The organism is Streptomyces sp. NBC_00358, assembly GCF_036099295.1.
Classification (GTDB): domain Bacteria; phylum Actinomycetota; class Actinomycetes; order Streptomycetales; family Streptomycetaceae; genus Streptomyces.
Genome location: NZ_CP107976.1, coordinates 650,273 through 668,975, shown reverse-complemented (window position 1 = coordinate 668,975; position 18,703 = coordinate 650,273). Strand labels below are relative to the sequence as shown.

General features: G+C 69.9%; 14 protein-coding genes. 8 read left to right on the top strand and 6 right to left on the bottom strand.

Annotated elements, in window-relative coordinates; translation table 11 throughout:
- Positions 1 to 2 precede the first annotated feature (2 nt).
- Positions 3 to 434, bottom strand: a complete 432-nt coding sequence (locus OHT01_RS02635) for a hypothetical protein (protein WP_328551451.1) — start codon at positions 432 to 434, stop codon at positions 3 to 5.
- A gap of 731 nt (positions 435 to 1,165) precedes the next feature.
- Here OHT01_RS02635 and OHT01_RS02630 point away from each other — a divergent pair.
- The 4 genes from OHT01_RS02630 to OHT01_RS02615 all read left to right on the top strand — a co-directional run bounded on the left by OHT01_RS02630 (position 1,166) and on the right by OHT01_RS02615 (position 4,544).
- Positions 1,166 to 1,687: a toxin-antitoxin system HicB family antitoxin gene (locus tag OHT01_RS02630; protein WP_328551450.1), complete on the top strand. Its 522-nt coding sequence runs from the start codon at positions 1,166 to 1,168 to the stop codon at positions 1,685 to 1,687.
- Between the two features lie 143 nt (positions 1,688 to 1,830).
- On the top strand, positions 1,831 to 2,673 hold the full coding sequence (locus tag OHT01_RS02625) for a DUF4097 family beta strand repeat-containing protein (RefSeq protein ID WP_328551449.1): 843 nt from the start codon (positions 1,831 to 1,833) through the stop codon (positions 2,671 to 2,673).
- A gap of 72 nt (positions 2,674 to 2,745) precedes the next feature.
- Positions 2,746 to 3,756, top strand: a complete 1,011-nt coding sequence (locus OHT01_RS02620) for an ATP-binding cassette domain-containing protein (RefSeq protein ID WP_328558006.1) — start codon at positions 2,746 to 2,748, stop codon at positions 3,754 to 3,756.
- Positions 3,753 to 4,544: an ABC transporter permease gene (locus OHT01_RS02615; protein ID WP_328551448.1), complete on the top strand. Its 792-nt coding sequence runs from the start codon at positions 3,753 to 3,755 to the stop codon at positions 4,542 to 4,544. Before OHT01_RS02620 ends, OHT01_RS02615 begins: the two co-directional genes overlap by 4 nt.
- Before the next feature lie 212 nt (positions 4,545 to 4,756).
- Here the strand turns inward: OHT01_RS02615 and OHT01_RS02610 are convergent, their stop codons facing one another.
- On the bottom strand, positions 4,757 to 5,344 hold the full coding sequence (locus tag OHT01_RS02610; protein ID WP_328551447.1) for a histidine phosphatase family protein: 588 nt from the start codon (positions 5,342 to 5,344) through the stop codon (positions 4,757 to 4,759).
- A gap of 142 nt (positions 5,345 to 5,486) precedes the next feature.
- The gene (locus OHT01_RS02605) at positions 5,487 to 7,436 is read right to left on the bottom strand and encodes an SMI1/KNR4 family protein (RefSeq protein ID WP_328551446.1); all 1,950 of its coding nucleotides are present in this window, start codon (positions 7,434 to 7,436) and stop codon (positions 5,487 to 5,489) included.
- Between the two features lie 220 nt (positions 7,437 to 7,656).
- On the opposite strand from OHT01_RS02605, the gene OHT01_RS02600 reads away from it, so the two are divergent.
- Positions 7,657 to 8,430: a polysaccharide deacetylase family protein gene (locus tag OHT01_RS02600; RefSeq protein ID WP_328558005.1), complete on the top strand. Its 774-nt coding sequence runs from the start codon at positions 7,657 to 7,659 to the stop codon at positions 8,428 to 8,430.
- 104 nt (positions 8,431 to 8,534) lie between these two features.
- Here the strand turns inward: OHT01_RS02600 and OHT01_RS02595 are convergent, their stop codons facing one another.
- Both OHT01_RS02595 and OHT01_RS02590 read right to left on the bottom strand, forming a co-directional pair.
- The gene (locus tag OHT01_RS02595) at positions 8,535 to 8,855 is read right to left on the bottom strand and encodes a GYD domain-containing protein (protein ID WP_328551445.1); all 321 of its coding nucleotides are present in this window, start codon (positions 8,853 to 8,855) and stop codon (positions 8,535 to 8,537) included.
- Between the two features lie 330 nt (positions 8,856 to 9,185).
- Positions 9,186 to 9,845, bottom strand: coding sequence for a DUF4232 domain-containing protein (locus OHT01_RS02590; protein ID WP_328551444.1), 660 nt, complete (start codon positions 9,843 to 9,845; stop codon positions 9,186 to 9,188).
- Positions 9,846 to 10,128: 283 nt separating this feature from the next.
- Between OHT01_RS02590 and OHT01_RS02585 the strand changes: the two genes are divergently transcribed.
- Positions 10,129 to 10,770 carry a hypothetical protein gene (locus tag OHT01_RS02585; protein ID WP_328551443.1) on the top strand — a complete coding sequence of 214 codons (642 nt, stop codon included), beginning with the start codon at positions 10,129 to 10,131 and terminating at the stop codon, positions 10,768 to 10,770.
- A gap of 152 nt (positions 10,771 to 10,922) precedes the next feature.
- Here OHT01_RS02585 and OHT01_RS02580 read toward each other — a convergent pair whose 3' ends face one another.
- Complete coding sequence (locus OHT01_RS02580) at positions 10,923 to 12,425, bottom strand: MFS transporter (RefSeq protein WP_328551442.1); 1,503 nt, start codon at positions 12,423 to 12,425, stop codon at positions 10,923 to 10,925.
- A gap of 290 nt (positions 12,426 to 12,715) precedes the next feature.
- On the opposite strand from OHT01_RS02580, the gene OHT01_RS02575 reads away from it, so the two are divergent.
- Entirely contained in the window at positions 12,716 to 13,528 is an 813-nt protein-coding gene (locus tag OHT01_RS02575; protein ID WP_328551441.1) for a metallophosphoesterase family protein, read from the top strand.
- Positions 13,529 to 14,158: 630 nt separating this feature from the next.
- Positions 14,159 to 18,433: a discoidin domain-containing protein gene (locus OHT01_RS02570; protein WP_328551440.1), complete on the top strand. Its 4,275-nt coding sequence runs from the start codon at positions 14,159 to 14,161 to the stop codon at positions 18,431 to 18,433.
- The last annotated feature ends 270 nt before the right edge of the window (positions 18,434 to 18,703 follow it).

The window sequence follows — 18,703 nt, the reverse complement described above, 5'->3', positions numbered from 1 at the left end:
CGTCAGGTGGACGCGGACTCTATGCCTTTGAGGATCTTGCGCTCCTCCTCGCGTATCCGGTTCCGTTCCCGCTGCCGCTCGCAGAAGTCGCGCAGGGCTTCGGGATCGTCGGCGATCCCGCCGTCCACGACCGTGCGGGATCCGTCACCGATCTCGACGATTCTCTGGTCCATGCTGCCGTTGCTGAGGATGCCCGAGAAGATCAGCCACTCGTCGATGACGGCCGGAGTCAGGTCGATGTCGAGGTGACGCTCGGGGGAAGGGTCGTCCGGGTCGATGGGCTCGGCGATCCCCCTGTAGACGGCGGAAATGAAGGTTTTCAGGTCCGCGTACTCCTTGGGGTCCATGAGGCCTTCGAGTGTGCTGAGGTAGAGCTCGGCAAGCTCGCGGGCGTGAGGACCCGGCGTGGCACCGGTGCCTTCGTGGTCGTGCAACGTTGTTCTCTCTCTTCTGTTGTCGCGGGCTGTGGCGTCGACGAACGCGTCGGCCGAACGTGACGGCAGGGGTGAGGCTTCCAACTCATCCCACCCTGCGGCGTGGTGAGCTCGGCGGCGGCGTGACGGATGGGCACGATCAGTGGACCCGGGAACAGTACCTGGCGGCGCCGGCGGGTCCGGGTGCGTCGGTAACGGCCGCCGGACCGGGCGGCGTTGGGCTGCATCCCGTTCGTCGTGCCGTCCCGTTTCCAATGGGACGACCTGCCAAGGGAGTTGGGCTTCGGCTCGGACCCCTGACGGGCCGGCGACCCCTGGCCGCGTGGACGGGCGGGAACCGCGGGTCGTAGGGGTACGGGCCTGCGGCTGCTGAGAGGCTGCCGCCCTCAGGGCTGCCCAGGGCGCTGGAGGCCGCCGGGCGGCCCGATCTCGCCGTCCTGTGCGGGGTCTGCCGCCGGGACGGCGCGCGGTGTGGGCGGACCACGCCTCTGTGGTGTCACTGTTCACGGCGAGTGGCGCCGCTTGGTGCCAGGTGGTGCCACCTGGCGCCATTCGGTGCCATGCGGCGTCGCTCGTGGCTCCCTGGATGTGTCTGGATGGGTATGGCGCCACAGTGGCTCACGTCAACTTCGTAGAATTTTCGCAGGTCAGAGCCCGATTGGTTGTTCTTTCCCCATGCGAGGTGCCATTCGGGCTTGCGGGTGGTGCCATTGCGGTGCCATTATGGCGTCATGGACCTCACGCCGTATGTCGACACCCTCCGCCGCGAACTCGCGGTGGCCGCCGAAGCCGGTGGTGACGAAGCCCGCGCGCTGGCCGAGCGGCTCACCGCTCCTCTGGAGTCGGCGACCAGGCTGACCATGCTCAACGTGCTCTCCGCCGCGATGGACGAGATCACCCGTGAACTCGCTCCCGGCTCGGTCGACGTACGGCTGCGCGGACTGGACCCCGATTTCGTGGTGACGCTGCCGCCCGCCGACCGTGGCGCCTCCGGGGAGACGGCCGTCGCGCCGGTCGAGTCGCTCAAGGCGCAGACGCCGTCCGAGGGGGACGAGGGCGGCACCGCTCGCGTCAACCTGCGGCTTCCGGCGCACCTCAAGGCGCGCGCCGAGGAGGCCGCGACCCGCGAGGGTCTGTCGGTCAACGCGTGGCTGGTGCGGGCCGTGTCGGCCGCGGTCGACATCGACACCCGGCCGCGTGCGACGGGGAAGTCCCAGGCGATCGGACAGAGCTTCACCGGCTGGGTGCGCTGAAAGCACCGCCTCGGGCGCAGCAACAGCAACAGCAATCGGAACCGCAACCGCAACCGCAACCAGCACCCTTCACCAGCAGCGCTTCACACACACCGCGTCCCACCAGCGGGGACGACCCGAAGACCCAAGAGGACGGGACAGCCATGCCTACTTTCGACACTCCCGAACCGATCTCGGCCACGGCGCGCGTGGACGCAGGCTCCATCCAGTTCACCGCGGTCGACCGCCTCGACACCGTCGTCGAGGTGCGCCCCCGGGACCCGAAGCGCGACCAGGACGTACGGGCGGCCGACCAGACCGAGGTCACGTACACGAGCGGCGCACTGACCGTCAGGACACCCAGGCCCAATCTGTTCGGCCGCAACGGCACCGTCGACGTGACAGTGGAACTGCCCACGGGCTCGCGCCTCGACGTGACCGGCTCCTGGGCCCAGGTGCTCGGCGAGGGCCGGCTCGGTGAGGTGCGGGTGAAGACCTCGTCCGGTGACGTCCGCTTCGACACGACCGGCCCGCTGAAGCTGACCGCCTCGCACGGCTCGATCACCGTCGACCGGGTCGAGGGAGCTGCCGAGATCACCACCAGTTCCGGCAGTCTGCGCCTCGGCCTCGTCGACGGCCCCGCCGTCCTCAAGAACTCGCACGGCACCACGACCGTCGGCGCGGCGACCGGCGAGCTGCGGGTGAACGGCGCCAACGGCGACATCGAGATCCGGCGGGCCGAGGCCTCGGTCGTCGCCAAGACCGCGAACGGCACCCTGCGGGTGGGCGAAGTGGTCCGTGGAACCGTCCAGTTGGAGACCTCCTACGGCGCCATCGAGGTCGGCGTCCGCGAGGGAACGGCCGCCTGGCTCGACGTCAGCTCGGGCTCGGGCCAGGTGCGCAACACGCTCACCGCGTCCGACACTCCGGAGAAGAGCGAGGACACCGTCGAGGTCCGCGCCCGCACCCGGTACGGCAACATCGACATCCGCCGCGCCAAGGTCTGAGCGCATCCTCGGCCTGCCCCGTATCCCACCCGCTTCAGCCTTCGAATGGAGGGCCCCGTGCCTTCTTCTGTCATGCCCACGCCCGACGAGGGGGAGGGCCCGCAGCCGCCCGCCGCGGTCTCCGCCATCGGTCTGCGCAAGTCCTACGGTGACAAGGTCGTCCTCGACGGCGTCGATCTGCGCATCCAGGCGGGCTCGGTCTTCGCGCTGCTCGGCCCGAACGGCGCCGGCAAGACGACCGTAGTCAAGATCCTCTCCACGCTCATCACCGCGGACGGCGGGCAGGCCCAGGTCGCGGGCCACGACCTCGCCGCATCCCCGGACGGCGTGCGTGCCGCGATCGGTGTCACCGGCCAGTTCTCCGCGGTCGACGGGCTGATCACCGGCGAGGAGAACATGCTCCTGATGGCGGACCTGCACCACCTCTCCAAGCACGAGGGACGACAGGTCACCGCCGAACTCCTGGAGCGCTTCGACCTCACCGAGGCCGCGAGGAAGCCCGCCTCCACCTACTCCGGCGGCATGAAACGCCGCCTGGACATCGCCATGACCCTGGTCGGCAACCCGCGGATCATCTTCCTCGACGAACCCACCACCGGCCTCGACCCCCGCTCCCGGCACACCATGTGGGGCATCATCCGCGAACTCGTCACCGGCGGCACCACCGTCCTGCTCACCACCCAGTACCTGGAGGAGGCCGACGAACTCGCCGACCGGATCGCCGTCCTGCACGACGGCAGGATCGCCGCCGAGGGCACCGCCGACGAACTCAAACGACTCGTCCCCGGCGGACACGTCCGCCTCCGCTTCACCGACCCCGCCGCCTACCGGACCGCCGCCTCCGCACTGGACGAAGCCTCCCCGCACGACGAGACCCTCACCCTTCAGGTCCCCAGCGACGGCAGCCAGCGCGCCCTGCGCTCCGTCCTCGACCGACTCGACACCGCCGGCATCGAAGCCGACGAACTCACCGTCCACACCCCCGACCTCGACGACGTCTTCTTCGCCCTGACCGGCGGCACCGTACCCAACCAGCCCAACCAGCCCAACCAGCCCAACCAGCCGAAGGAGGCTGTCCGATGAGCACCCTCTCCCTCGCCGTACGCGACTCCACCACCATGCTCCGGCGCAACCTCCTGCACGCCCGCCGCTACCCCTCCCTCACCCTGAACCTGCTGCTGACGCCGATCGTCCTGCTGCTGCTGTTCGTCTACGTCTTCGGCGACGTGATGAGTGCGGGCATCGGCGGAGGCGGCGCCGACCGCTCCGCCTACATCGCCTATCTCGTCCCGGGCATCCTGCTGATGACCATCGGGGGCACCCTGGTCGGCACGGCGGTCTCCGTCTCCAACGACATGACCGAGGGCATCATCGCCCGCTTCCGCACGATGGCGATCCACCGGGGATCCTTCCTCATCGGCCATGTCATCGGCAGCGTGCTCCAGTCGATCATGAGCGTGGTCCTCGTCGGCGCCGTCGGCGTGGCCATCGGCTTCCGCTCCACGGACGCGTCGGTCCTTGAATGGCTCGCGGCGTTCGGGCTGCTCACGCTCTTCGCCCTGGCGTTCACCTGGATCGCGGTCGGGATGGGACTGGTCAGCCCGAATGCCGAGGCGGCCAGCAACAACGCCCTGCCGCTGGTCTTCCTGCCGCTCATCTCCAGCGCCTTCGTCCCGGTCGACGCGATGCCGGGATGGTTCCAGCCGATCGCCGAGTACCAGCCGTTCACGCCGGCCATCGAGACCCTGCGCGGCCTGCTGCTCGGCACCGGGATCGGCAACAACGGGTGGATCACCGTCGCCTGGTGCCTGGGCCTGAGCGTCCTCGGCTACCGCTGGTCGAAGGGTGTGTTCAACCGCGCCGCGCAATGACCGCGACGGCCGCCCCGCGCGGCTCGCCTGCCCTGGGCGGCGCACTCCGACATCGCGTCGGCGTACGCCGCCCACTTGCGTTCCGCGTCTCCACGGGGGAGGCCGCGGTCGTCCAGGCAGCGCCCGCGTTCCACCCGATCACGAAGCTGACCGGGTTCTTCCCGTTCGACCGTCGTGGCCGCTCGTGGCCGGTCGTGACCAGGTGACTGTCGCTACGGGACGTTCCAGGCGGCGATGAAGGGCTGCTCCTCCTCGGTGGCCAGGAAGCCGAGAGTGCCCGGATGCGGGTGGCCGAGCAGCCGGGCGGCGGACGCGTCGAGCCCGAGCCAGCGCACGGTGAGCACGCGTGCCAGATGACCGTGGGCGACAACGGCGACGTCGCCCTCGTCCAACAGCGGCCGGACGCGCTCCAGTACCGCGTCCGTTCGCGCTGCCACCTGCCGGAGCCGCTCGCCCGGGTGGGCCGAGTCGCCGGGAACGACACCGTCCCGCCACAGTTCCCAGCCGGGCCTCGTCTCCCGGATCTGCGCCGCGGTCAGGCCCTCGTAGCCGCCGTAGTCCCACTCCACCAGGTCGGGATCGGCCCGTACGCCGGTCAGACCCGCCAGCTCGGCGGTCCGCACGGCACGGCTCAGCGGGCTGCTGAACACGGCGACCAGATCGCGTTCGGCAAGCCTCGGGGCGAGCGATTCGGCCGCGGCCTCGCCTGCCTCGGTCAGCGGAACATCGGTGCGGCCGGCGTGCCGGCCCGACAGACTCCACTCGGTCTGGCCGTGCCTGATCAATATGAGTTCACCCATGGCGGCGCACGATAACTGATCTCCCGCATGGCGGCGTTGTCCCGCGGCGTCTCGATCCGCGGTCGCTGAAGGCCGCGCACGACGAATCCAATCCGGGACGGCACAGCACCGCGACGAGCCGGGACGGCACGACCGGTCTCCATCAACTCCCCGGCCCGTCCTCCTCCGTCCGTCGGCCGTCCGCCGGGCGCGCGTCTCCCGGAGTCACCCGGACCACCATGTACGCCTCGCCGTCCCCCGGCGGCCGCGTCCAGGAACGGGTGGTGAGCGTGTGAAGCTGCCCGTTCCGGATCGCGTGACGTGGCAGACGAACACCGAACTCCCTGGTCAGCGCTTCCAGCAACGACCTTTCCGCCTCGGCACCGTCCTCCAGGGCATCGAAGTACCGGCTCGGATCCAGTGCCCGCGGTATCTCCCCGCTCTGCCGGATCCCTTCGTCGGTGTACGTGAATCCGTACTGCTCGACGCCGTCTCGCGCCACCGAAAGGTGGAAGAACGGCTTCCCGTGTCGCGTCGTCAGACCGCTCCACACCACCACAGCGCGTGTGCCCTCGCTGGCGGCCACGGCCGGGGACACGAACCGTCGCTGGTCGAACGGGGCGGGATCGCCGTCGAAAGCGAAGCTCCAACCCGGGCCCGCCCGGCCGACCGCCATGAGAGCCCTGTCGTCGTAGGACGAGAATTGCTCCTGGCTGTGCCGCGACCTGCGGTACGCCTCCCAGAAGGTCAAGGGCTCTTCCAGAACGGTGTCGTCCCCGTCCGTGAGACGTCCGGGCAACTGTTCAGGCTCCACCCCCTCCACCAGGACGAACCGGAAGGACGCTCGGTCGTCGCCCGGTTCCGGTTCCGCGAGCCAGGCCAAGTCGCCCGGGTCGAGCCCGGCAGCCGGCCTCGGTGCCTCACCCGCCTGGCCGCCCCTCGGCGTGGACAGCAGCTCCCGGCCCCGCTCCGGGGTCAGCAGCGGCCCGAGCAGGGGGTCGGCCACCCACCCCAGCGGTGCCAGATGGTCCGGCCCCAGCGGCTCCCACAACGGCAGAGCGTCCATCAGCGTCCGCCATGCCGCGTCGGTGTCTCCCCACCGCGCCATCTCCCGTGCGCGTTCGACCGCCTCCCCGAACGGTCCGGCCGCCGTGTACCGGTACGTGCCGCTCCTCACCTGGTCCAGCGTCGAGTGAGCCAGCGACAGCGTGTTGTCGTCGGCGCCCCGCAAATGGAACGGCAGCGTGGACTCGGCCCAGTACGAGTGCGCCGCTTGCTCGGCGACCAGCGACGGCAGCAGCTCGGGAGCGTACCGAGGGTCCGTCACCAGGCCCTCGAAGTACACCATGGAGGTCTGCCCGAGAAGACGGCGTATCTGGTCGCCCAGCCCGGCGGCGCGCGGCCTGCCGTACTCCTTGGCCTCGTCCAGCGCCTGCCCGGCCTGTTCCCAGCCGCCGCCCAGCGCCTCCAGCCGGGCTTCTTCCACCAAGGTGTCCAGCTGTCGCGTCGTGTCGTTGGCGAACCCGGCCTCTCCGTCGCCCGGCCGCGCCCGAAGTCTGTGGAACTCCCGGTGCATCTCCCGCATGAACTCAAGGAAGTTCGCGAACCGCTCGGGCGGCGCGGCCCGCCAACTCGCCCACGTGTACACGGCCCACTCGCCGTCCTCGTCCATGTCCTCGGGATCCAGGAGGACATGGGTGATGTCGGACTCGACGTCGAGCTGCAACCCTCGTCGCCACAGGTCGGCCTCCCGCCACTCCTCGGGCCCGGAGTCCTCGTCCAGCTCCTCCTCGCACATGTCCGCCAGACCCGACTCGTTGTTGTGCCAGCGAGCGTCCTCGGTCCCCGCGAGAAGCCAGACGAACCCGCCGGCGTGCCGCCACCCGTCGCTGACCTTGAGGAACTCCCGGTACGACGGCGGCATCCGCAGGCCGAGGCGCTCCTCCATGGCCGCGATCCGTTCCTCTGAGGCGGGCGGGAAGCCCAGCCATCGCGCTTGCCGCGCGACCTCGTCGTCATCTCCCCGGCTCTCGCCGTCCTCAAGTGAATCCGCCCACTCCCCGCTCCACTTGAGCAGGAAGGACCGCCAGTCGAATGCCGTGATGTCCGTCATGCTCCGATGCTGCCACCCGGCACTGACAATGCTCCGACGGCTGTTGCGGTCGGCGGGGACCCCTCGGGTGGTGGTCGCCACTCGCCGAGTTGTCCGCGGACCACCCCGGAATTGTCCTTGATCGGTAACAGACGCATCCCACGGCCGTTGTCTCTCGTCCTGCCAAGTGGTCGCAGGACGACCAGGGATCGGCAAGGAACTGCGCGAAAGCGGGGCGGACATGGCACGGCACGGTGGTGGGCGGGGCTGGTACGGCAAGGTCGTCGGGGCGGCGCTCGGGGTGACGGTGCTGACCGTCGGTGCCTCGGTGTGGACCGCGCAGGCCGGTGCCGTGGGTGCCGTGTCGCCTCACGCGACCGCGTCCGCCACGCCGGGAAGCGGCGTCAAGCCGGTGGCGGTGACCATAGTCCACGCCTCGGACAAGGGGGCGCACGGCGTCAACATCACCATCGACGACGGCCCCGACCCCGTATGGACCCCTCAAGTGCTCGAAGTGCTGCGGGAGTACGGAGTGAAGGCCACGTTCTGCATGGTGGGAACGCAGGCGCAGGCCCACCCGGACCTCGTGAAGAAGGTGGTCAAGGCAGGCCACCGGCTGTGCGACCACTCGGTGTCGCACGACACCACCATGGACACCAAGCCCCAGGCCTACCAGTCGCAGCAGATACTCGACGCCGAACGCATGATCACCGAGGCGTCCGGGGGCGTACGGCCGGTGTACTACCGGGCACCCGGCGGGGCTTTCACGCCCTACAGCCGCAAGCTGGCCGCCTCCCGGGGCATGCGCCCACTGGGCTGGAACGTGGACTCCAAGGACTTCGAGCGGCCGGGCACGGACGCCGTCGTCGCCACCGTCGAGCGGGAGCTCCCCAACGGGCCGACGCTCCTCTTCCACGACGCGGGCGGCGACCGCTCCCAGACCGTCGAGGCCCTGCGCCGGATCCTCCCCTGGCTCAAGGAGCAGGGTTACTCCTTCGGCTTCCCGGTACGCTGATCCCCGGCCCTGGCCGTCACGGCGTTCCAGGCCCCGGTCTCGGCACCGGGTACACCGAGCAGACTGCCTGACTGCCCGCCCGCGACGGTGCCCCGCTCCGTCCGCTACGCGCCAGGTACGCGGAAGGCGACCTGTCGGCGGGCGGCCTCGTCGATCTCGTCGAGGGTGAGGAGCGGGGTGGCCCGGGTGCGAAGGGCTCCGCTGGCCTTGACGGTGAGGCTGACGGCGGCCATGGACACCGGGTCGGGGAAGTCGACGATGAGGACGATGTCGTCCTCGCCGAAGGCGAAGTACATGGCCTCGACCGTGCCGCCGAGGCCGGTGACGACCTGTTCGACGGCTGCGCGGCGGCCACTCGCGCCCTCCTGGAGCAGCCCCTTGGTGCCCTCGGTCGTATAGGTCGCCTGGATGAGGAACTTCGGCATCGGGACGCTCCCTGCCCATCGGTTGTCCGGTCTCCGCAAGGGCCTTCCCGCAGACTCGTCCACTGCCGCTCACCACGCGGCCGGATTCACCCGGACAGCGGCGGACCGCCGGTCACCGGCAGGTCGTCGTACCGGGATGCACCTGTGGCTTCGGTCCTGTCGCCGCGATGCCAGATCCCTTTGGACACACAGCGGCTCGTCCCGGCGAGCCGGTCGGTCACCGGTGATCGGTGATGGTCCCCAGGGAAGCGCGGCCAGGGGGTGTCACTGGCCGCGCAACCCATCACCCGCGTCGGCAACCGAGCGGGTCACTACGTCAGGGGCGTACGGTCAGCCGCCCTGGCCGGCGTTACCGACCGGGCCGACCTTCACCGGGGTGCCGGTGCCGTCCGTGACGGGCAGGGTGGCGGCGCCCGGCCAGGCGAGGGCGACCGTCTTCGTCTCGTTCGGCGGGGTCACCAGCAGCCCCGTGACGCGGACGCCGGACCCGCCCGACTTGTTGAGCGGGTAGTTGATGCCGAACGCCGTCGACGCGCCGTTCTTGAGGACGGCCGGGTTGGCGTGCTCACCGGTCCGCTTCGCCGACAGGGAGCCCGAGTCGGTCTTCAGGTCGACGCCCGCGTACCCGGAGATCGCGCAGTCCCGGCCCCCGCGGTTCTTCAGTCGTACGGTGACGGTGCCGTCGGGGTCGCCGTCGATGGTGCCGTCCTTCGCCGTGATCTCCAGCTCGTCGGTGCGGCACCTGGCGACCTTGCCGGTCGTGCCCGAGCCGGTCCCGGCGGTCGTACCCTTCCCGCCGGCCCCCTTCCCTCCGCTCCGGTTCGCCGAACCGCCCGAGCCCGGAACGCCGCCCGAGGGAGACGCGGACGATCCGGTCGACGCCGGCGACGGGCTGCTCGGGCCCTTGCCGTCAACGTCGCTCTGGCAGGCGGTGAGCGAAAGACCCGCGGTGACGGCCAGGGCGGCGAAGGTGAGCTTGTAGGCACGCATCGTTTCTTCCTCAGTATCGGTGGGCGGTACCGGCCGCGCTCGGAACGAGTCGGTGCAAGTCGGTGCGAGCGGTTCGTTTCTGACAGGCAAGAGCCGCGCAGTCGACGCGCCGTTCCGCCCGGCCACCCGCTAATACGTTGCTGTTACACACACCGTCGTGGCGCGGTGCGACACGCCAACTGGGGCCGGGGTGTGGCCCGGGGGCCCGATCCGTGCCGAGTGCGACCCGCGGTGCATAATCCGAGGCGGTCGTCATTCGGCCTTCAGGTCCGAGAGGGGCTCGGTGGATCAGGAACGGTACGTCGCAGAACCGAACCAGGTACTGCACCCTGGGAAGTACCGTCGAGAGCGGTACAACGACACGAACGGCGCCGTCCACGAGACGACTCGCCACGACGCGCACGGCAACGCCTTCACCGAGAACCACCGACTCGGCCCCGCCGAGCGGTACGACTACGACTATGTGGTGGCCGACGCCCCCCGAGCCGCAGACGCCCCCGCACAGCCGTGGGTCCAGCCTGCCGCCGCCGCTGCCGCGGCCGCCGCGACGATCGGTGGAGCGGCGGCCTACTACGAGCTCGCCGACAGCCACGTGCAGGGGGGAAGCACCGGTGGGGAGGACGAGGACGACGGGCCGGCCGCCTTCTGGACGATCATTGTCGTGGCCCTGCTGGCGTTGGGACCCCTGTTCCTCGGTGCCTGGATGATTCGGCGTGCCAAGGCCGTTGGCGGAACCGCGGTCCACGGCAGGTTCGTGCTCCTCCTTGAGATTCCCTGGCTGGCGGCCCTGTGGGGGTGGCTCTTCGACGGTGGCGGGGCGGCGTGGACGACGGCCGTGGGCACCGCCGTCGCGCTCGGCGTCCGGTACGGGCTGAACTTGCGGGACGAGGCACGTTGGCGTCGTGTGGACACCGGACTCGCGTAGCCGCTGGTGTCCCGTCCCGGGCCGCGGGGTCACCGACCTCGTGCCCGGGACCTCTGGCACCACGGTTCTGCCGAAGTACCCCCCGACCGGCCGTCGTTCCCGTGGCGAACCCGTGCGAGGGGAACGGGGAGCCGCGCCCGAGGTCGTGCCCTTCAGCGACCGCGCCCGGCCATTTCCTCGGCGCCGCCCTCCTCGAAACCCCGCCGGGGGGTCTCCGCGGCCCGCTCCGTCTCGGGGTGCGCCTGGCGTACGCGCAGGTCGGCGACGGCCAGCAGCAGCGCGATCACGCTCATGCCGACGGCGGTGAGCAGCCCGAGCTGAATGGCCGTCACGGAGCGGCCATGGGCGGCCTGATGCGCGAAGTACACCGCGCCCACCACGGCGATCCCGGCCGCCGAACCGATGCGCTGCCCCGTCTGCAGCACCCCGCCGGCCGCGCCGGCCCGCTGCACGGGGACGCGGGTGAGTGTGAGCGTCGTGTTGGGGGAGACCGTGAGACCCGAGCCGATCCCGGCGACGACCATCGGCAGGGCCGTGGCCCACCCGGCGTTCTGCAGGGGTGCCAACTGCACCGCCACGACCACCCCGAGCAGCCCGACCACCACCGCGAGGAGGCCGAAGACGACCAGCTTGCGCCCGTGACGCATCACCAGCCGCCCACCGATCGCCGCGCCGACCGCGGAGGCGGCCGCGAACGGCAGCACCGAGACACCGGCTGCCAGCGCGCTGTATCCGGCCGTGTTCTGCAGGAACAGGGAGTAGACGAAGAAGACCGTGGTGAAGCCCGCGAAGTAGGTCAGGCTGATCAGGGAGCCGAGTGTGAAGGAGCGCAGGGAGAACAGGTTCAGATCGACCAGCGGAGCCTGCCCGCGCCGTCCCTGCCGCCGCTCCCACGCCCAGAACGCGGCCAGCAGCAGCGCGGCCACCGGCAGCAGCGCCCACTTCAGCCGCCCGGTCCACTGCTGCTCCTGCACCAGCGGCAGCATGAGTGCGAGTACGGCGGCGCCGAGGAGCAGGACGCCGAACGCGTCGAACTGCTCCCGCTTGCCCGTCGACGCCGGGAACCGGGGCAGCAGCCGCAGTCCCGCGACGAACGCGGCCACTCCGATGGGCAGGTTGACGAAGAACACCCAGCGCCAGCCGTCGTCGGTGCCCACGGCGTCGATCAGCACACCGCCCACCAGCGGGCCCGCCGCCGTCGAGATCCCGATGACACTGCCCAGCAGGCCGAAGGCCTTGGCCCGCTCGGCACCCTGGAACATCTGCTGGATCAGCCCCGAGGTCTGCGGGGCGACCATGCCCGCCGCCGTGCCCTGGATCAGCCGGAACAGCACCAGCCAGGAGGCGCTGGGAGCGAGACCGCACGCCCCCGAGGCCAGCGTGAACAGAGCCAGCCCCACCAGGAATGCCTGGCGCCGCCCCCGCATGTCGCCCAGTCGGCCCGCCGGGACGAGCACCAGCCCGAAGGTCAGGGCGTACCCCGAGACCACCCAGGACTGGGCGGCCTCCGAGGCGGCCAGCCCGTGCTCCATGGAGGGCAGCGCCACGTTCACGATCGAGGTGTCGAGCAACGAGATGAAGCCCGCCGTCAGACAGACGGCGAGCGCCTTCCACCGCCGGTTGTCGGGGGCGGGCCGGGCTTGGAGGGTGGTCATGGGGTCACGCTAAGCAGCCACCCCGCCCAACGCCTGGAAGGAGTCCTTCCGCGCGCGTCGTAGCGACAAGGACCCGCAGGGCTCACGTGCTGTGCCGCCCATGGCGGAAGAGCGGTAGGCCGGAGGAGCATGGGGCCGACAAGTGGCCGAGGGCCTGGGTGTCCTGCCATCGAGGTGGCTGGGACGAGACACTGTCCACGTCGGCCGCCGAACCGGGGGCCGGTCACGGGAGTTGTGCGCCACCGTCCAGGACAGTTCCGAAGCCGCAGCGACCAGGAGGATCGGCGCCGATGGCCGACAACGACATCGAAATGCACGGTCCGGCGAACGGGGAGGGACCGCCACGCCGGTACGGGCCCGTCGCCACTGTCGCCGTGCTCTCCGATGTGCACGCCAACATTCCCGCCCTCGACGCGGTGCTCGCCGAACCGGACGTCGTCGCGGCCGACCTCGTCGTCCTCTGCGGCGATCTGACCTGGGGGCCGCAGCCGCAGGAAACGTACGAGCGGATCGTCGCGCTGGGCGGGCGCGCCCTGTGCGTACGCGGCAACGGCGACCGCTACGCCGCCCGGATCGGCACGGCCGCGCAGGCCGCCGAGACCCCGCGCCAGTCGTGGATCGCCGCACAGCACTCGCCCGAGGCCATCGCCTTCCTCGACCGCCTCCCCTTCGGGGTCGTCGTCGAGATCGACGGGCTCGGACCGGCGCACTTCTGCCACGGTTCGCCGCGCAGCGACCACGAACTGGTCACGCCGGGCACACCGCCCGAGCGGTTCGCGGATCTGTCCGCGGCCATCGACGCGCGCGTCCTGGTCACCGGACACGCGCACCTCCAGTTCGACCGCGCGGTGGCGGGCCTGCGCAGCGTGAACCCCGGCAGTGTCGGGCTGCCGTACCACACGGGTGAACCCGGCACCGCCTACTGGGCGTTGCTGGGTCCGGACGTCCGGCTCAGGACCACCCGTTACGACGTCGCGGACGCCGTCGCGCGCGCCCACCGGGCCGCCGACCCGGACGCGGAGCGTTACGCGGACACCCTGACGAACGCACCGGATCCTGAACAGATCATCGTCGAGGCGGAGACCCGGATCTTCGTCAATTGACCGAGCGTCGCCGTCACGCATCACCCGTCGATCGTGCGCGGGGCGGTTCCGGGACACCAGGACGCGCCGCCGGACTCTCCACACGCCGACCAGGCCCGCCCGGTGGCGAACAGCGACTTCGGCGTCTCACGACTGTCTCCGCAAGCGCAAGAAATTGCGCTACTTGCGGTGGCTTGCATTGAGGCGGCGCAAGGCCCGCGCATTGGCGCCTGCGGGCCTTGGCGTGGGGGAGGGGCGTTGCGTGGTGCCCGGTTGACTTCCTTCGGCCCTTTGGTCCCCGCGCTTCGACCGGTTCATCGGTCCGGGTCGGTCCGCCGACTCTGCGCGCCCTCTGCGCGCCGTGTCTTCGGCGTTGAGGCGCGGGTGTTGATGGTGAAACTTGTGGCGTCCTGGCCGTAGACGGGCTCGCACTGCTCTGCAATATTGCGATGAAACAATGCAAGAAGCTGCGCGCGACTCTCTTTCGAGGGTCGCGCAGGTCCGGACAGCCGACGCTTGCACGGACAGCTCTCGCGCAGGCAGTTCATGCCGCTCAGTCCGTCCTGTCGTACCGCGCCACCGCTCTGCCCAGGAACGAGCCGCCCTCGCCGCCCCTCCGGCGCGCGAACCTCCGCAGGGAGTGAACCCCGTATGACCCCACACAAGTCGAGATCCTGGAGACGCCGCGCGGCGACCGCAGCGCTCGCCTCCACCCTCTTGGTTCTGGGCCTGCCCGCCGTCGGCGCCCACGCCGCCGGTGGTCCCGACGCCGCCGCGGACGCCGCCACCAAGGCCGGCAGCGTCCGCGGCGCCCACACGGCCGCCCGCATCACCGACGGCGACTCCGACACCTATTGGCAGGCCGGAAAGAAGTCGGCCCAATGGGTCCAGACCGACCTCGGGCGGACCGAGCGCGTCCGCGAGGTCGTGCTGCGGCTGCCCAAGGACTGGCAGACCCGCAAGCAGACGCTGGCGCTCCAGGGCAGCGCCGACGGAAAGAGCTTCGCCACACTCAAGTCGCGGGCCCAGTACGTCTTCAGCCCCGGCAACGGCAACACGGTCAAGGTCTCCTTCCCCGCGACGCTCGCCCGTTACGTCCGGGCCGACTTCAGCGCCAACTCGGTCGCCCCCACGGCACAGCTGGCCGAGATGCAGGTCCTCACGGCCGCCGCCTCGACCCCCAACCTGGCCCAGGGCAAGCCCTTCACCGAGAGCGGGCACGCCGACGTGTACGGCGCGGCCAACGCCGGTGACGGCAACCGCAACACCTACTGGGAGAGTGCCAACAACGCCTTCCCGCAGTGGCTCCAGGTCGACCTCGGCTCGTCGGTCAAGATCAACCAGGTGACGCTGCGGCTGCCCGGCGGATGGCCGAGCCGGAGCCAGACCTTCAAGGTCCAGGGCTCGACGGACAACCAGAACTTCACCGACCTGACGGCCTCCAAGGCGTACACCTTCGACAGCTCGAACGACCAGTCGACGACGATCGCACTCGACACCGTCACGACCCGGTACGTGCGGGTGCTGTTCACCGCCAACACCGCCTGGCCCGCCGGTCAGGCGTCCGAGCTGGAGGTCTACGGACCCGTCACCGGCGACACGCAGGCGCCGACCGCTCCGTCGAACCTGGCCTTCACCGAACCGGCCACCGGCCAGATCAAACTGACCTGGAACGCGGCGAGCGACGACACGGCCGTCACCGGTTATGACATCTACGCCAACGGCCAACTGCGGTCGAGCGTCGCAGGGAACGTGCTGACGTACACCGACACGCAGCCGGCCGGCAGCGACATCACCTACTTCGTACGGGCCAAGGACGCGGCCGGCAACGTCTCCTCCAACAGCAACAGCGTCACCCGCCAGGGATCGGGTGGCGACACCCAGGCCCCGACCGCGCCCGGCAACCTCGCCTACACGCAGTCCGGCAGCGACGTGAAGCTCACCTGGCAGGCGTCCAGCGACAACGTCAAGGTCACCGGCTACGACGTCTACGCCGACGGCCGGCTTCTCAAGTCCGTCGCGGGTGACGTCACGACGTACACGGACACCCCGTCGGCGACGGCCACCGTCACCTACTCCGTGAAGGCGAAGGACGCGGCCGGGAACGTGTCGGTGGCGAGCAACAGCGTCACCCGGACCGGCTCGACCGGTTCGGGCACCGACCTCGCCCAGGGCAAGCCCATCGAGGCCTCCTCGAACACCTTCACCTATGTCGCCGCCAACGCCAACGACGGCCAGATCGGCACCTATTGGGAGAGCGGAGGCGGCGCCTACCCGGCCACCCTCACCACCAAGCTGGGCGCGAACGCCGATCTCGGCCAGGTCGTCGTCAAGCTCAACCCGGACCCCGCCTGGGCGACGCGCACCCAGAACATCCAGGTGCTCGGCCGCGACCAGGACGCGACGGCCTTCACCAGTCTCGTCACGGCGAAGGACTACACGTTCAACCCGTCGAGCGGAAACACCGTGACCATCCCGCTCACCGGCGCGGCCGCCGACGTCCAGCTCAAGTTCACGTCCAACTCCGGTGCCCCGGGCGGACAGGTCGCCGAGTTCCAGGTGATCGGCACGCCTGCCGCCAACCCCGACCTCAAGGTCACCGGGATCACCAACACCCCCGCGGCCCCGGTCGAGTCGGACACCATCGGCCTCTCCGCGACCGTCACCAACAGCGGCACCAAGGCGTCCAAGGCCACCGACCTGAACTTCACACTCGGCGGCACGAAGGCGGCCACGGCCGACGTCCCGGCCCTCGCGGCCGGCCAGTCGGCGACGGTCACCGCGAGCATCGGCACCCGGGACGCGGGCAGTTACCCGCTCGGCGCCGAGGTGGACCCGTCGAACAAGGTGATCGAGCAGAACGAGGGGAACAACACCTTCACCCGCGCCGACGCCCTGGTCGTGAAGCCCGTCTCCAGTTCCGACCTGATCGCCGCCCCGGTCTCCTGGACGCCGTCCAGCGCCTCCGCCGGTGACAACGTCACCTTCTCCGTCGCCATCAAGAACCAGGGCTCCGTCGCCTCGGCCTCCGGTTCGCACGGCGTCACGCTGACGGTCCAGGACGCGAACGGCGCCACCGTCAAGACACTCACCGGCTCCTACAGCGGCGCCATCGCGTCCGGCCAGACGACCGCACCGGTTAGCCTCGGATCCTGGACGGCCGTCAACGGCAAGTACACCGTCAAGACCGTCATCGCCGCGGACGACAACGAACTGCCGGTCAAGCGGGACAACAACACCACCACACAACCCCTGTTCGTCGGCCGTGGCGCCGACATGCCCTACGACATGTACGAGGCCGAGGACGGCACACTCGGCGGCGGCGCCAAGGTCGTCGGCCCCAACCGCACCGTCGGCGACCCGGCGGGCGAGGCCAGTGGCCGCAAGGCCGTGACCCTCAACGCCACCGGCCAGTACGTCGAGTGGACCACCCGCGCCGACACCAACACCCTGGTCACCCGCTTCTCCATCCCCGACGCGACCACCACCACCCTCGACGTCTACGTGGACGGCCAGTTCCTCAAGGCGATCGACCTCAGCTCGAAGTACGCCTGGCTGTACGGCGACGAGACCGCGCCCGGCAACTCACCCGGCTCCGGTGCCCCGCGCCACATCTACGACGAGGCGAACCTGCTGCTCGGCAGGACCGTTCCGGCCGGATCCAGGATCCGGCTCCAGAAGGACGCGGCCAACACCTCCACGTACGCCATCGACTTCGTCAACACCGAACAGGCGACGGCGGACCCGAACCCCGACCCGGCCGCCTACACGGTCCCGGCCGGCTTCACCCAGCAGGACGTGCAGAACGCCCTCGACAAGGTCCGCATGGACACCACCGGCAAGCTCGTCGGCGTCTACCTGCCCGCCGGTGACTACGAGACCTCCAGCAAGTTCCAGGTCTACGGCAAGGCGGTCAAGGTCGTCGGAGCGGGACCGTGGTTCAGCCGCTTCCACGCACCCTCCTCGCAGGAGAACACCGACATCGGCTTCCGCGCCGACTCCACGGCCAACGGCTCGACGTTCGCCGGCTTCGCCTACTTCGGCAACTACACGTCCCGCATCGACGGCCCGGGCAAGGTCTTCGACTTCGCCAACGTCGCCAACATCACCATCGACGACATCTGGGCCGAGCACATGGTGTGCCTCTACTGGGGCGCCAACACCGACAACATGACCATCGAGAACTCCCGCATCCGTGACACGTTCGCCGACGGCATCAACATGACGAACGGCTCCACGGACAACCACGTCACCAACAACGAAGCCCGCGCCACGGGCGACGACAGCTTCGCCCTCTTCTCCGCGATCGACGCCGGAGGCGCCGACGAGAAGAACAACCTCTACGAGAACCTGACCTCCACCCTGACCTGGCGCGCGGCCGGTATCGCCGTCTACGGCGGCTACAACAACACCTTCCGCAACATCCGCGTCGCCGACACCCTGGTCTACTCCGGCATCACCATCTCCTCGTTGGACTTCGGCTACCCGATGAACGGCTTCGGCACCGATCCGACGACCATCGAGAACGTCTCCCTGGACCGTACCGGCGGCCACTTCTGGGGCTCCCAGGTCTTCCCCGCCATCTGGGCGTTCTCCGCCTCGAAGGTGTTCCAGGGCATTCGCGTCAACGACGTCGACATCGACAACTCCACCTACGGAGGCGTGATGTTCCAGACCAACTACGTAGGAGGACAACCACAGTTCCCGGTGAAGGACACGATCTTCACCGACATCTCCATCACCAACTCCAAGAAGAGCGGAGACGCCTTCGACGCAAAGTCGGGATTCGGCATCTGGGCCAACGAGCTGCCGGAACCGGGTCAGGGTCCCGCGGTCGGTGAAGCGACCTTCCACAACCTGCGGATGAGCGGCAACGCCGAGGACATCCGCAACACGACCAGTACGTTCAAGATCAATATCGGGTAGGTTCTGGACGGGCACTGAACGGTACGGGGCCGCCCTCCGCGAGGGCGGCCCCGCACTGTCATGTCCGGTGGCCGCGCGTCTCCGACCGTCGTGCAGTTCCGAACGCCCGTGCCCACGCACTGTGTTGACGAGCCGTCAGGCCCAGCAGAGGCTGTACGGGTGTGGTCGAAGTTGCCGACGGGGTGGGTGGTGTCGCTACCGTGAACCGGCGATCATCCCCTGCGCGATGCACGGGGCGGTCGCCGAGGAACACAAGAAACGGGGACACCT

Coding starts and splice junctions, on each gene's coding strand:
- OHT01_RS02615 (WP_328551448.1), top strand. CDS start 3,753: ATGAGCACCCTCTCCCTCGCCGTACGCGACTCCACCACCATGCTCCGG.
- OHT01_RS02630 (WP_328551450.1), top strand. CDS start 1,166: ATGGACCTCACGCCGTATGTCGACACCCTCCGCCGCGAACTCGCGGTG.
- OHT01_RS02595 (WP_328551445.1), bottom strand. CDS start 8,855: ATGCCGAAGTTCCTCATCCAGGCGACCTATACGACCGAGGGCACCAAG.
- OHT01_RS02610 (WP_328551447.1), bottom strand. CDS start 5,344: ATGGGTGAACTCATATTGATCAGGCACGGCCAGACCGAGTGGAGTCTG.
- OHT01_RS02580 (WP_328551442.1), bottom strand. CDS start 12,425: ATGACCACCCTCCAAGCCCGGCCCGCCCCCGACAACCGGCGGTGGAAG.
- OHT01_RS02625 (WP_328551449.1), top strand. CDS start 1,831: ATGCCTACTTTCGACACTCCCGAACCGATCTCGGCCACGGCGCGCGTG.
- OHT01_RS02575 (WP_328551441.1), top strand. CDS start 12,716: ATGGCCGACAACGACATCGAAATGCACGGTCCGGCGAACGGGGAGGGA.
- OHT01_RS02590 (WP_328551444.1), bottom strand. CDS start 9,845: ATGCGTGCCTACAAGCTCACCTTCGCCGCCCTGGCCGTCACCGCGGGT.
- OHT01_RS02620 (WP_328558006.1), top strand. CDS start 2,746: ATGCCCACGCCCGACGAGGGGGAGGGCCCGCAGCCGCCCGCCGCGGTC.
- OHT01_RS02570 (WP_328551440.1), top strand. CDS start 14,159: ATGACCCCACACAAGTCGAGATCCTGGAGACGCCGCGCGGCGACCGCA.
- OHT01_RS02605 (WP_328551446.1), bottom strand. CDS start 7,436: ATGACGGACATCACGGCATTCGACTGGCGGTCCTTCCTGCTCAAGTGG.
- OHT01_RS02600 (WP_328558005.1), top strand. CDS start 7,657: ATGGCACGGCACGGTGGTGGGCGGGGCTGGTACGGCAAGGTCGTCGGG.